At 70.6% G+C, this 12464-nt stretch carries 10 protein-coding genes; 7 read left to right on the top strand and 3 right to left on the bottom strand.

Annotated features, from left to right (window positions below; genetic code table 11):
• Positions 1 to 114: 114 nt before the first annotated feature.
• From ASG74_RS15945 to ASG74_RS15960, 4 genes are all read left to right on the top strand, one after another.
• Entirely contained in the window at positions 115 to 1593 is a 1479-nt protein-coding gene (locus ASG74_RS15945; RefSeq protein ID WP_056145917.1) for an LCP family protein, read from the top strand.
• 96 nt (positions 1594 to 1689) lie between these two features.
• Positions 1690 to 4260 (top strand): ATP-dependent chaperone ClpB, encoded by a 2571-nt coding sequence (gene clpB / locus ASG74_RS15950; protein ID WP_056145918.1) that lies wholly within the window; start codon positions 1690 to 1692, stop codon positions 4258 to 4260.
• Between the two features lie 32 nt (positions 4261 to 4292).
• On the top strand, positions 4293 to 4988 hold the full coding sequence (locus tag ASG74_RS15955; protein ID WP_056145921.1) for an LppX_LprAFG lipoprotein: 696 nt from the start codon (positions 4293 to 4295) through the stop codon (positions 4986 to 4988).
• Positions 4969 to 6606: an MFS transporter gene (locus tag ASG74_RS15960; protein WP_056145924.1), complete on the top strand. Its 1638-nt coding sequence runs from the start codon at positions 4969 to 4971 to the stop codon at positions 6604 to 6606. Before ASG74_RS15955 ends, ASG74_RS15960 begins: the two co-directional genes overlap by 20 nt.
• A gap of 488 nt (positions 6607 to 7094) precedes the next feature.
• On the opposite strand, the gene ASG74_RS15965 is transcribed toward ASG74_RS15960, so the two are convergent.
• Positions 7095 to 7622, bottom strand: a complete 528-nt coding sequence (locus ASG74_RS15965; RefSeq protein ID WP_056145926.1) for a superoxide dismutase family protein — start codon at positions 7620 to 7622, stop codon at positions 7095 to 7097.
• A gap of 145 nt (positions 7623 to 7767) precedes the next feature.
• On the opposite strand from ASG74_RS15965, the gene ASG74_RS15970 reads away from it, so the two are divergent.
• The 3 genes from ASG74_RS15970 to ASG74_RS15980 are packed head-to-tail and all read left to right on the top strand — an operon-like array spanning position 7768 to position 10822.
• The gene (locus ASG74_RS15970) at positions 7768 to 8301 is read left to right on the top strand and encodes an RNA polymerase sigma factor (RefSeq protein ID WP_056145928.1); all 534 of its coding nucleotides are present in this window, start codon (positions 7768 to 7770) and stop codon (positions 8299 to 8301) included.
• Positions 8298 to 8939, top strand: a complete 642-nt coding sequence (locus ASG74_RS15975; protein ID WP_056145930.1) for a hypothetical protein — start codon at positions 8298 to 8300, stop codon at positions 8937 to 8939. Before ASG74_RS15970 ends, ASG74_RS15975 begins: the two co-directional genes overlap by 4 nt.
• A gap of 44 nt (positions 8940 to 8983) precedes the next feature.
• Positions 8984 to 10822, top strand: coding sequence for a hypothetical protein (locus ASG74_RS15980; protein ID WP_056145933.1), 1839 nt, complete (start codon positions 8984 to 8986; stop codon positions 10820 to 10822).
• A 1-nt stretch (position 10823) separates the two neighbouring features.
• On the opposite strand, the gene ASG74_RS15985 is transcribed toward ASG74_RS15980, so the two are convergent.
• Positions 10824 to 11681: an alpha/beta fold hydrolase gene (locus ASG74_RS15985; RefSeq protein ID WP_235499051.1), complete on the bottom strand. Its 858-nt coding sequence runs from the start codon at positions 11679 to 11681 to the stop codon at positions 10824 to 10826.
• Positions 11678 to 12463 (bottom strand): exodeoxyribonuclease III, encoded by a 786-nt coding sequence (locus tag ASG74_RS15990; RefSeq protein ID WP_056145935.1) that lies wholly within the window; start codon positions 12461 to 12463, stop codon positions 11678 to 11680. Before ASG74_RS15990 ends, ASG74_RS15985 begins: the two co-directional genes overlap by 4 nt.
• Position 12464: the final 1 nt, after the last annotated feature.

Below are 12464 nucleotides of genomic sequence, written 5' to 3' on the forward strand. Positions count from 1 at the left end.
GCCCACCATGGCGTCGGCGCCCACCGCGCCGCCGACCATGGCGTCGGCAACGTTCTGGCGGCGCGTTCTGCTCAGCCTCAGGGATCTTCCGGCTTCGGACGGCATGATGACCCAGTGCCCCCCCGCGACGATGCCTTCGAGGACGACCTCGACGACGACCTGGACGATGCCGACGGTCGCGAGGACACGGGCCGGTTCTTCGGGCTCACCGCACTGAGCACGCTCATCCCCGGTGCCGGGCTCCTGCCGACCCGTCGTCGCGGTTACGGACTGGCGCTGCTGCTCGCGGCACTGCTCGTCGGGGCCCTCGCCCTGTTCTACCTCTGGCGCAAGGGCCTCGTCGCCGGCGCGCTGGACCTCGCCGTGCGGCCGCGCGTCCTCGTGGGCCTCATCGTCGCGACGGTGGCGGTGGCCCTGGTGTGGTGCATCGGGATCGTGCTCACCGCCCGCGAGACCGCCCCGCGCGGTCCGGGCAGGGAGTGGAGGGTGGCCTTCGCCGCACTGTGCTGCCTGCTCGTCGTCGCCCCGGCAGCCACTGCCGTGCGCTACCTGAGCATCCAGCACGGCGTCATCCGGGTCCTCACCAACGACAGTGACGAGGCCACCGCCAACGCGTGGGCGGACAAGCCACGGGTCAACGTGCTGCTCCTCGGCTCGGACGCCGGCAAGGACCGGGTCGGGGTGCGCACCGACTCGATGATGGTGGCCAGCATCGACACGAAGACGGGCAACACCGTCCTCTTCGGCCTCCCTCGCAACCTCGAGAAGGTGCCGATCCCCTCGTCCAACCCCCTGTCGAAGCTCTATCCCAACGGCTACGACTGCGGCGACGAGTGCCTGCTCAACGGTGTGTGGACCCTGGCCACGGAGCACCCCGACCTCTTCCCGGGTGACACCAACCCGGGGCTGAGGACGACCCGTGACGTCATCGCCGAGATCCTCGGCCTCGACATCGACCGCAGCCTCGTCGTCGACCTGCGCGGCTTCCAGGCACTCGTCAACGCCATGGGCGGGGTCGACATCAACGTCAAGGAACGGGTCTGCGTCCGCTGCCACCTCGTCAACGGCCGCACCGAGTTCACCACCGACAAGGAGGAGTGGATCGAGCCCGGACTGCAGCACCTCGACGGGTTCCACGCCCTCTGGTACGCCCGGTCGCGCGCGGGGAGCGACGACTTCAGCCGCATGCGTCGCCAGCGCTGCGTCACGGGGGCGATCCTCGACCAGGCCAACCCCACCGAGCTGTTGCGCAACTACCCGGCGCTGGCCAAGGTGGTCAAGGACAACGTCACCGTCGACATCCCGACGTCCGAGCTGCCCGCGTGGGCGCAGCTGATCGGCACCGTGCAGTCGACGGGGTCGATCCGCAGCCTGCCGATCACCAACAAGGTCGTCCGCGTCGGCAACCCCGACTACGACAAGATCCGCAGCCTCGTCCAGGCGGCGATCACGCCCCGGCCGGCGACGCCCAAGCCGAAGCCGACCACCGCGAGCCCCACAGCGAGTGCGACGCCCACCACGACGACGCCGAGCAGCAGCCCGAGTCCCAGTGAGCCGACCGACGAGGTTGAGGACCTGGCCGCCACCTGCTGACTCGGCACGTCCCCAGAGTTGAGCGGAATCAACTCAACTCCGTGCTCGTTGGACCTCATGAAGAGTGTTGCCACGACCCCTGAGGAGACCGCCCAGATGGAACTCACCCCGACGACCCGGGTTGCCGAGGCCCTTGCGCTGGCTCAGCGGACCGCGCAGAGCGCGGGGAACCCCGAGATCACGCCCGACCACCTCGTCCTCGCGCTGACCGAGCAGGAGGACACCTCGACCCCGGCGCTGCTCGAGGCTGCCGGCACCTCTGCCGCGGCCGTCACCGCCGCGGCGCGCTCCGCGCTGTCCCGTATGCCGGTGAGCTCCGGTCCCAGCGCGGCCACCCCGTCCCTCAGCCAGGCGGCTCTGGGGGTGCTCCAGCACGCGAGCACCCTGATGTCCGCCAAGGGCGACACCCACCTCGCAACAGACCTGCTCGTCCTCGCCCTCGTCGAGAGGGGCGCGCTGCCCGGTGTCGACCGGTCCACCGCCGGGGGGGTCGAGGCACGCATCGACGAGCTGCGAGCCGGTCGCAAGGTGACGTCCGAGGCCCAGGAGAGCGGCAGTGAGGCGCTCGAGAAGTACGGCACCGACCTCACCGCCGAGGCGCGTGACGGCAAGCTCGACCCGGTCATCGGGCGTGACTCCGAGATCCGGCGCGTCGTCCAGGTGCTTTCGCGCCGCACCAAGAACAACCCCGTGCTCATCGGCGACCCCGGTGTCGGCAAGACGGCCGTCGTCGAGGGCCTGGCCCAGCGCATGGTCGACGGTGATGTCCCCGAGTCGTTGCGGGACAAGCGACTCATCAGTCTCGACCTCGGCGCGATGGTCGCCGGTGCGAAGTACCGCGGGGAGTTCGAGGAGCGGCTCAAGGCCGTCCTCGAGGAGATCAAGGCGAGCAACGGCCAGATCGTCACCTTCATCGACGAGCTGCACACCGTGGTCGGGGCCGGCGCGACCGGCGACTCCGCGATGGACGCCGGCAACATGCTCAAGCCCATGCTCGCTCGTGGGGAGCTGCGCCTCGTCGGGGCCACGACCCTCGACGAGTTCCGCGAGCACATCGAGAAGGACCCGGCCCTGGAGCGTCGCTTCCAGCAGGTCTTCGTCGGTGAGCCCTCGGTGGAGGACACCATTGCGATCCTGCGCGGGCTCAAGGAGCGCTACGAGGGCCACCACAAGGTCGAGATCGAGGACGCCGCCCTGGTGGCGGCTGCCTCACTGTCCGACCGCTACATCACCGGCCGCCAGCTGCCGGACAAGGCGATCGACCTCGTCGACGAGGCTGCGTCCCGGCTGCGCATGGAGATCGACTCCAGCCCGGTCGAGATCGACGAGCTGCGTCGCGCCGTCGACCGGCTCAAGATGGAGGAGCTGCACCTCGAGCGTGAGACCGACGACGCCTCGATCGAACGGCTGGCGCGACTGCGCGAGGACCTCGCCGACAAGACGGAGGAGCTCGCGGCCCTCAATGCCCGGTGGGACGCGGAGAAGTCCGGCCTCAACCGGGTCGGTGACCTCAAGGCCCAGGTCGACGAGGCCCGTACGCGTGCCGACCGCCTCCAGCGTGACGGGGACTACGAGGGCGCCTCGCGCCTGCTGTACGGCGAGATCCCCGAGCTCGAGAAGCAGCTCGCGGCCGCGAACGCCGCCGCGGAGGCCGACACCGGCTCGGGCTCCGACCTCATGGTCAAGGAGCGCGTCGGTGCCGACGACATCGCCGAGGTCATCTCTGCCTGGACCGGAATCCCCGCCGGGCGACTGCTGCAGGGCGAGACCGAGAAGCTGCTGTCGATGGAGTCGATCATCGGCTCCCGCCTCATCGGCCAGTCCAGCGCGGTCGAGGCCGTGTCCGACGCGGTGCGGCGCAGCCGTGCCGGCATCGCCGACCCCGACCGGCCCACGGGCAGCTTCCTCTTCCTCGGCCCGACCGGCGTGGGCAAGACCGAGCTCGCCAAGTCGCTGGCCGACTTCCTCTTCGACGACGAGCGGGCCATGGTCCGCATCGACATGAGTGAGTACTCCGAGCGGCACGCCGTCGCGCGGCTCATCGGTGCTCCTCCCGGCTACGTCGGGCACGAGGAGGGCGGCCAGCTCACCGAAGCCGTGCGACGCAGGCCCTACTCGGTCGTGCTGCTCGACGAGGTCGAGAAGGCCCACCCCGAGACCTTCGACATCCTCCTGCAGGTGCTCGACGACGGCCGGCTCACCGACGGTCAGGGCCGCACGGTCGACTTCCGCAACGTCATCCTCGTGATGACGAGCAACCTCGGCAGCCAGTTCCTCATCGACCCCACGCTGGACCCCGAGGCCAAGCGCGACGCGGTGATGGCTGCCGTGCGCACCGCGTTCAAGCCGGAGTTCCTCAACCGTCTCGACGAGGTCGTCATCTTCGACCCGCTGACCCGCGACGAGCTCACCCACATCGTCGAGCTCCAGGTGCGTGCCCTGGGCGCGCGCCTCAAGGACCGTCGCATCGAGCTCGAGGTGACCGAAGCGGCCCGCGAGTGGCTGGCGGACACCGGATACGACCCGGCATACGGTGCACGTCCGCTGCGTCGGCTCGTCCAGAAGGAGATCGGCGACCGGCTGGCCCGAGCCCTGCTCGCCGGCGAGGTGCGCGACGGACAGAGCGTCACCGTGGACCGCGGTGACGACGGGCTCACGCTGCACTGAGGGCAGGGCGACCGGCCAGTAGGGTGTGCGTCATGCGACGACGTGCCCTGCTGGCCAGCTCCGTCACCGTGGCCGCCGTCCTGCTCACCGGTTGCTCCGGGAGCGACGAACCCGTGGCCACGACGAGCCCCAAGGACGCGCTCGCCGCGGCCAAGAAGACGTTCGACGAGGCCAAGTTCGTGGGCCTCACCCTGTCGAGCAAGGATGTCCCCCAGACCGAGAACGGCGTCACCGGCGCCGTGGGCACGGGCGCGATCAGCGCCACCGAGCCGAAGTTCAAGGGCAGCGTCACCGCGACGATCAAGGGTGTCAGTGGCTCGGCCGAGGTCATCACGATCGGCGACGAGGCCTTCATGAAGTTCTTCACGCCGACCTACAACCCGGCCGACCTCGCCGATCTCGGCGCGCCGAACCCCTCGAACTTCTTCTCCCCCGACAAGGGCATCTCCTCGCTCCTCGTCCAGACCGGCAGCCCCGTCGCGGGCGACAAGGTGCGTGACGGCGCCGTCGTGCTCCAGCAGTACACCGGCACCCTGCCCGGCGCGCGCATCAAGGAGCTGCTCAACCTCGGTGACGGCACGAGCGAGTTCCAGGTGACCTACGGGATCGCCGACGGGAACAAGCTCCAGCTCGCCACGGTGACCGGCCCGTTCTTCGCCGGGGCGACCTCGACCTACACGCTGCGCCTCAAGGACTACGGGACCGCGGTTGCGATCACCCGCCCCTAGGGCGCTGCTCGCGACGGCATCCGTCGCGGTCGCGCTCGCGGCGGCCGACACCTACGTCGTCGTCCTCGCACTGACCGACATGATGTCCGGCGTCGGCATCGGGATCGACTCGCTGCAGCGCGCGACCCCCATCATCTCGGGCTTCCTCCTCGGCTACATTGCCGTGCTGCCACTGATCGGCCGCCTCGCGGACCTGACCGAACGACAACGAGTCCTGCTCGGCTGCCTCGCCATCTTCGTGGTCGGCTCCGCCATCACCGCGCTCGCGGTCGAGCTGCCGGTGCTCGTCGGCGGCCGCGTCATCCAGGGCATCGGCGGTGGCGGCCTCGTCCCGGCGACCCTCGCGATCGTCGGGCAGCTCTGGGACAGCGACAACCGAGGAACGCCGTTGGGGGTCGTCGGCGCCGTGCAGGAGCTCGGTTCCGTCGTGGGTCCGGTGCTCGGCGCGGCCGTCCTCGTCGTCGCTGACTGGCGCGCGATCTTCTGGCTCAACGCGTTGCTCGGTGTCCTGCTCGCCGCCGCTGTGGTGGTCGTCGGAGGGGGTATGCCGGCCCGCCCGCGTGCGCTTCCCGTTGCCGTATCGCTCGTGGCCGGTGTCGTGGGCTGGCTGGCGCTGGCCGCGCCGACCTCGCTCGTGACGTCGGTGTCGCTCGGGGTGCCGTTCGTGCCGTTCGGGTCCTCCACCTCGCGGCTGGCGACGCCCGTCGGGGTGACCGCACTGGTGCTGGCTGTCGTGGCACTCATGATGTGGGTGCACAGCGCCTGGCCGGTGCTGCGCCGGGCCGACCTCCTGGGGGCGCTGCTCCTCGGTGGCTCGCTGGGCTGCATCGTCCTCACCTTCGCCGCGGCCGACCCGGAGAAGGAGATCGTCGGCCCACTCGGCTTCGCGCTCCTGCCCGCAGCGGCAGTGCTCGCGGGCCTCTACCTGCTGCACCACCGTCGTGCCGACTCACCACTCGTCCCGCGTGGTCTGCTCGTGGGCCGGACCCGGTGGTCGCTCCTCGTCAGCCTCTGCGTCGGAGTCGCGCTCGTGGCGGTCGTCGTGGACGTCCCTCTGCTCGCGCGGCTCGTCCACACCGAGAGCGAGACGGTGGCGGCGTTCGTGCTCGTGCGCTTCCTCGTCGCCGTCCCGGTCGGCGCGCTGGTGGGCGGCTGGTCCCTGCGGTGGCTGGGGGACGGGCTCGTGAGCGGAACCGGACTGGCGCTGGCCACCCTCGGGCTCGTCATCATGTCGACGTGGGGGCGCGGGTCCCTCGCCGAGGTCAGCTCGACCGTCGTCCTCGCACTCGTCGGTCTCGGGATCGGGCTGGCGCTCGCGCCCGTCAACAACGCGGCACTGGCCGACGCGCCCGCGGAGGCCCACGGCACGGCCAGTGCCCTCGTCGTCGTCGCCCGGATGATCGGGATGGTCGTCGGGCTGGCGCTCCTCACGGCCATCGGGCTGCACCAGTACTACTCAGCCGTCGCCGCCCTGCCGGACCAGACCGACGCCCAGAAGCTCCTCGACGCCGCCGTCGTGCAGGTCGAGTGGGTGTTCCGCGGAGCGGCCGTCGCCGGTGCCCTCGGAGCGGTCAGCTCGGTCACGCTGGGCCTCACCCGACGCCACCGCAGCTCCTGACCGCTTCGGCGCCCAACCTGTCAGGGCGACACGAAGGCCTGCCGCCACGGCCGCGCACACCGCGAACATCACCGCGAGCCCGGCGGCTGTGCGCACAGTGAACGGGTCGGTGGACGTCAGCGTGAGGTAGACCACCAGAACGGCGAATCCGACGATGACCAGAGCGCCGAGCACTCTCGTCCAGCGGCGTCGGGACGCGGCGAGCGCCATGCCCACGATGCCCGGCACCATCAGCATGCCAGGCCCGAAGCCGATGACGACTGTCGGCAGCGCAAGCAGGTTCCACCACCGGGAGCGCCGCCTCGTCCGCAGGTGGTAGGCAGCCGCCATGGAGAGTCCGGAGAAGGCAAAGACGCCGACGATGAATCCGGTTCCGGCCCAGCTGAAGTGCGGGTCCTCGGTGAGGAGCGCCATGAAGCCACGGGCCACGATGCCGGTCACCGTGCCGAGAACCAGGCCGACGCCCACGTGGCGCAGCAGGGCCCGCATCACCACGCCACCGTCAGGCAGGCGAGGCGATCACCGGCGCCGCCGTTGGCGGGGTTCGTCGGCAGGGCGTGCACGACCACCGACCGTGAGCCGGACTCGGGGACGAACGGAACGGTGGTCGTCCCGGTGCCGGTGCCGTCCGCGACGGTGAAGTCCAGCCAGAACTCCGTCCGGTCGCTCACCTCTTTGGGGGCACCGCTGTGCACGTGCGAGTTGTAGTGGGGTCCGGCCGCCGCTCCGTCACCGGCGATGCACGGGCCCTCGTGGAGGTGCGCCCCGAACGTCTGGCCCTCGGCCGCGGCGCCGATGCCCTTGACCGTGAGGACTGCGTGGCTGGCGCCGTTGCCGGACTCGACGATCTGGACCCGCGCACGGGCCCCGTCGAAGGGACTCGCCGAGCCGGGTGCGAGGTCGCGCAGGACTCCGTCTGTGCGGACGAATGGCCCAAGTGCCAGCGCGGGGGTGGCGGTGAGGAGGACGATCGCCGTAGCGGTGGCGGCCGCCCGCTTCTGGGTGGAGGTGAGCATCAGGGTGTCCCTTCTTCGGAGTCGACGAAGTTTCGACAACGGTGCAGACGCGCCTGTCGCGCTCCCGGGTGACAGCACGAAGACACGGAAAAAAGGTGCTCCGGAGCGTCACCCGAACCGGGTCGGCCAGACGTCTGTCAGGGCGATGGAGACCGTTGCCGAGATCGATCTCGAACCGCTCGACGTCGGGGAGACCGCCCCCGACGTCGTCGAGCTGTTCGCGCAGGAGGCGACGTCCCTGACCCGGCTCGCCCGGTTCTACCTCGACGACCGCACCGCGGCCGAGGACCTCGTGCAGGAGGCGTTCATCCGGCTCTCGAGAGCATCGGGCCGGATCCGTCGCGGTGGCAACCCGGCGGCATACCTGCGTTCCATCGTCATCAACCTGGCGCGTGACCACAACCGGCGAGGCCTGGTCTCCCTCCGGCACCGGCCCTCGGCGCTGCCCGACGCACCCTCCGCCGAGGAGGACGCGCACGCCAAGGCCGAGCGGCAGGAGGTCATCGACGCCCTGCGCTCACTGCCTCGGCGACAGCGGGACTGCGTGACGCTGCGCTACTACCTCGACCTGTCGATCCCCGACATCGCCGAGACGCTCGGACTGTCGAACAACACCGTCAAGACCCATCTCCAACGCGGGCTCACCAGCCTGGCGGCGATCCTGGAGGCCCACCGATGAGCAATCTCGAGGACCGGCTGACCCGTGCCCTGTCCGACTACCCGGTGGAACCCGCTCCCGACCTCTTCGACCGCGTCGTCGAGAGCATCGCAGCCGACCGGCTCCGCCGTCGCTCGGTGCTCCGGTGGTTGCTCGCCGCTGTCCTCGTCGTCGCCGTGGCCGCCACGGCCGTCCTCACCCTCACGCCCCGAGTGAACGGAACCCTCGCCATGCCCTGGTGGATCCTCGAAGTCGCCACGAACCTCGTCCTCGTCGGCATGGCCGTGTGGCTCGGACCGTTCATCAAGCGGTTCGGCCGCGCCTACGCCGCCGACGTCTTCCACGACAACCCGCTCACCGGCAAGAGCTACATCGTCCTCACGGACATCGTCTACTACCTGATCTTCGCCGCCTACATCCTCTTCACCGTCAAGGTCGCCCCCACGTCGACCTGGGCGGTGGTTCAGCCGGTCACGGACGTCACCGCGGGACAGGTCACCTACGAGCTCATCAGGCTCGGCGGGATCCTGCTCATCATCGGCATCCTCCACGGGCTCAACATCGTGCTCATGCCGGTGCTCGGCAGGTTGTTCTCGCTGAACCGCCGCCTGCCCGAGCGTGTGGCCGGAGCGCTCGACGAGGACCGCCTCCGACGCTGAGCGCTCGCCGAGCGAGAACGGCTCCGTGGCCCTAGGTTGGGCCCATGGCCATCTCGCGCGCTCGTGCTGCCCGTGTCCTCGCCCTCGCCACGGCTGCTGCCTGTGGTGCCGGTCTCGCCGGGGGAGCGGCCCGAGCCGACGCCCCCACGACCATGACGCCGATCGGCGGTGGCTACGCCCTCGAGACCCTGCAGGGCTTCGGGCGCGCCGCAGCCGACGGAGCGAGTGGGCCGACGGTGGACATCGTCGTCATCCCCTCGTCCTACGGCGACGCCCCCGCGGACCGCGAGGAGAACCTTGCCCTCGCACAGGAGCGCACCGACCAGGTCGACGCCGCCTGCGACGAGGTCGTCGCGGCGCCGTTCACCGGGTGCACCGCCGTCCTCGCACCGCTGCTCGACCGGGCCGACGCCGAGGACCCGGCGAACTCGGCGAGCATCACCGAGCAGACGGACGGGCTCTTCATCCTGGGTGGGGACCAGGGCCTGGCCATGTCGATCCTCGCCGACTCGCCGGCCGAGGCGGCCATGCAGGCGGCTTTCGAACGCGGTGCCGCAGTCGGTGGCACGAGCGCCGGTGCGGCGGTCGAGTCACGCACGATGATCAACGGCTACGTCGGTGACCTGGGCCCATGGGACGGTCTGCGACAGGGCAGCTCGCTCATCTGGTGGGGCGACGACGGTGATCGCGAACGCGGACTGACCTTCGGCTCCGAGCGGGCGATCTTCGACCAGCACTTCTACCAGCGAGGTCGCTTCGGGCGGCTCCTCTCCACGCTCGCCACCTCGGACGAGCACTTCGGCGGCGTGAGCAAGGTCGGCGTCGGGGTGGACTACGCGACGGGCATCGAGAACACGGGCGACAGGACCCTCTCCGACGTGTTCGGTGCGTCCTCGGCGGCGGTCCTCGACCTCGAGTCCCTGTCCTCGCCCATCTCGTGGGTGGGGCCCAACAAGGTGCTCTCGACCCGCAACGTCCTCACGCACCTCCTGCCGCCGAACAGTGAGGGCAGCGCGACGGCATACGACCTCGCGACGCGCGCGGTGACCCGAGCGGGCGTCGCCGTGCCCGCGCCGACCCCGGCCGCACTTCCCGCACCCGCAGTGCCGGGAGCGACCGGCACCGTCTACCTGGGTGGAGACGTGGTGGGTGGCGCATCCAGCACCGTCGTGAGCCGGTTCGTCACCGATGCGCAGGCCGCAGTCGCCGCTGGCGCGCAGGCGCGCGTCGTGGTGCTCGCCGCGTCGTCCAAGGACAAGAAGGCGACGAAGGCCTACACCAAGGCGCTCAAGGCCACCGGCTGGACCGGCAAGGTCGAGGTCGTCGAGCAGGACAAGAAGTCCAAGGTCGTGACCTCCGGTGCGGCCGGCACGCTCCTGGTGGGCGAGACCCCCGCCAGCGTCGCCACGGCGCTGGCCGACCCCGCGTTCGCCGCTCTCGTGCGCTCGGCCGTGCTCACGGCACCGGTGGTCCTCGCCGACCGCCACCTCACCGCCGCGCTCGGGACCTGGTTCTCGACGAAGGCCGACCCGACGGACGAGAACTACGAGGACGAGGCGATTGCCAACTTCCGCACTGGTGACGGCCAGTGGCAGCGCGGACTGGGGCTCGTGACGGGCTCGCTCGTACCGTCGCTGACGCTGGACTACCGCTGGGGCAAGCTGTTCGACCTCGGCCAGCTCGCACCGGAGCAGGTCGCGTGGGGGATCGACGAGGACACCGCCGTCCGCGTCGTTCCCGGCGGCGAGGCGACGGTCCTCGGCGACGGGTCCGTGGTCGCGCTCGATCCCAGGTCGGCCCAGTTCTGGACCGGACCCAATGGCGCCATCGGTGCGGTCAACGTCCTGCTCGACACCTTCGGCGCCGGCGAGAACGTCGGCTGAGTCAGCGCTGGTCGACCAGCTCGAGAAGCGCGTCGGCGACGACGTCGGTCGCCTCGTGCGTGAGCAGGTGACCCTTGCCGGGCAGCACGGTGAGTCGAGAGCCCGGTATGCCGTCGTGCAGGCTGCGTGCCCACCGCACCGGGGTGAGCCGGTCCTTGGTGCCGACGAGGATGTGGGTCGGGACGCCGGCGAGCTCGTCGAGCGAGGCCGTCTCGTCGTGGTCGCGGATCGAGGCGAAGTAGCGGCCCATGGTGGCGAGGGAGGTGCGGCCCATGAGGCGCGTCAAGTCACGCACGTGCTGCTTGTCGGGGTTCTCGCCGAAGTTGAGCTCGCGCAGGACCCTGCTCGGCACGAACATCCCCGCGCGCAGCAACGGAACTCGCGCAGCGAGCGCCATGGCAATCGCCTCTCCCCGGGCCTCGGGCCGGCCCTCGAGCGAGGCGGATGTCGACACCAGCGCAACACCACGCACGCGGTCACGGAACGTGGAACGGTGCGCACCGGCATACGCGAGGACCGTCATCCCACCCATGGAGTGGCCGCCGAGGACGAGGGGTCCGGTGGGAGCCGTGGCCTCGATGACGGCGCCGAGGTCCTCGGCCAGGCCCTTGATGGACATGGACCTGGCGGACCCCCAGGTCGAGCCGCCGTGTCCGCGCTGGTCATAGGTGATGACGCGAACGGGCCTGTGCGACTGCAGCTCTCGCACGACGGGAGCCCAGCTCTCCCGGCCGAGCGTCCAGCCGTGAGCCAGGACCACGGTCGGAGCACCGGGGTCGGCTGTGCCCTGCGGCATGAGCTCGCTCGCCGCGAGCATCGCGCCGCTCGGAGCGGGAATGCGCAGCGTCCGGTCGCTCACGCGTCCGCCACCTCGATGACGACGGGAGCGTGGTCGCTTGCACCCTTGCCCTTGCGCTCCTCGCGGTCGATCGCGGCGCCGCGCACGCGCTGGGCCAACGGGTCCGAGGCGAGGATGAAGTCGATGCGCATGCCCCGCCGCTTCTGGAACGCGAGCCGCTGGTAGTCCCAGTAGGTGAACGTGCCCGGCTCGGTGTGCGGCCGCACGACGTCGACCACCCCGGCGTCGAGGACGCCTTGGTAGGCAGCGCGCTCGGGCGGGCTGACGTGACTCCTGTCGAGGTAGTACTCCATCGACCAGACGTCCTCGTCCTGCGGCGCGATGTTCCAGTCACCCATGAGCGCGAAGGGGAGTCCCTCGGCCGCCCAGGTGGCGGTCTGGGCCCTCAGCTGCTCGAGCCAGGCGAGCTTGTAGGCCATGTGCGGGTCCTCGAGCGAGCGTCCGTTGGGGACGTAGAGGGACCAGAGGCGGATACCGTCGCACGTCGCTCCGATGGCTCGCGCCTCGGCGACCGCCGGCTCACCCCAGTGCGGCGCGCCGGGAAAGCCGCGGCTCACGTCGTCGAGTCCCACCCGCGAGGCGATCGCGACGCCGTTCCACTGGCTCAGCCCGTGGTGCGCGACCTCGTAGCCGAGCGCGGTGAAGCGGTCGAACGGGAACTGGTCCTCGCGGCACTTCGTCTCCTGGATCGCGAGGACGTCGACGTCGTTGCGCTGCAACCATGCCTCGACCCGGTCGATGCGGGAGCGGATGGAGTTGACGTTCCAGGTGGCGATTCGCACC

Origin of the sequence: Knoellia sp. Soil729, from assembly GCF_001427985.1 — a bacterium.
In the GTDB taxonomy this organism is placed as follows: Bacteria; Actinomycetota; Actinomycetes; order Actinomycetales; family Dermatophilaceae; genus Knoellia.

Excerpts from the sequence above, each read along its gene's own strand:
- clpB (WP_056145918.1), top strand. The coding sequence starts at position 1,690 with ATGGAACTCACCCCGACGACCCGGGTTGCCGAGGCCCTTGCGCTGGCT.
- ASG74_RS15955 (WP_056145921.1), top strand. The coding sequence starts at position 4,293 with ATGCGACGACGTGCCCTGCTGGCCAGCTCCGTCACCGTGGCCGCCGTC.
- ASG74_RS15965 (WP_056145926.1), bottom strand. The coding sequence starts at position 7,622 with ATGCTCACCTCCACCCAGAAGCGGGCGGCCGCCACCGCTACGGCGATC.
- ASG74_RS15970 (WP_056145928.1), top strand. The coding sequence starts at position 7,768 with ATGGAGACCGTTGCCGAGATCGATCTCGAACCGCTCGACGTCGGGGAG.
- ASG74_RS15975 (WP_056145930.1), top strand. The coding sequence starts at position 8,298 with ATGAGCAATCTCGAGGACCGGCTGACCCGTGCCCTGTCCGACTACCCG.
- ASG74_RS15980 (WP_056145933.1), top strand. The coding sequence starts at position 8,984 with ATGGCCATCTCGCGCGCTCGTGCTGCCCGTGTCCTCGCCCTCGCCACG.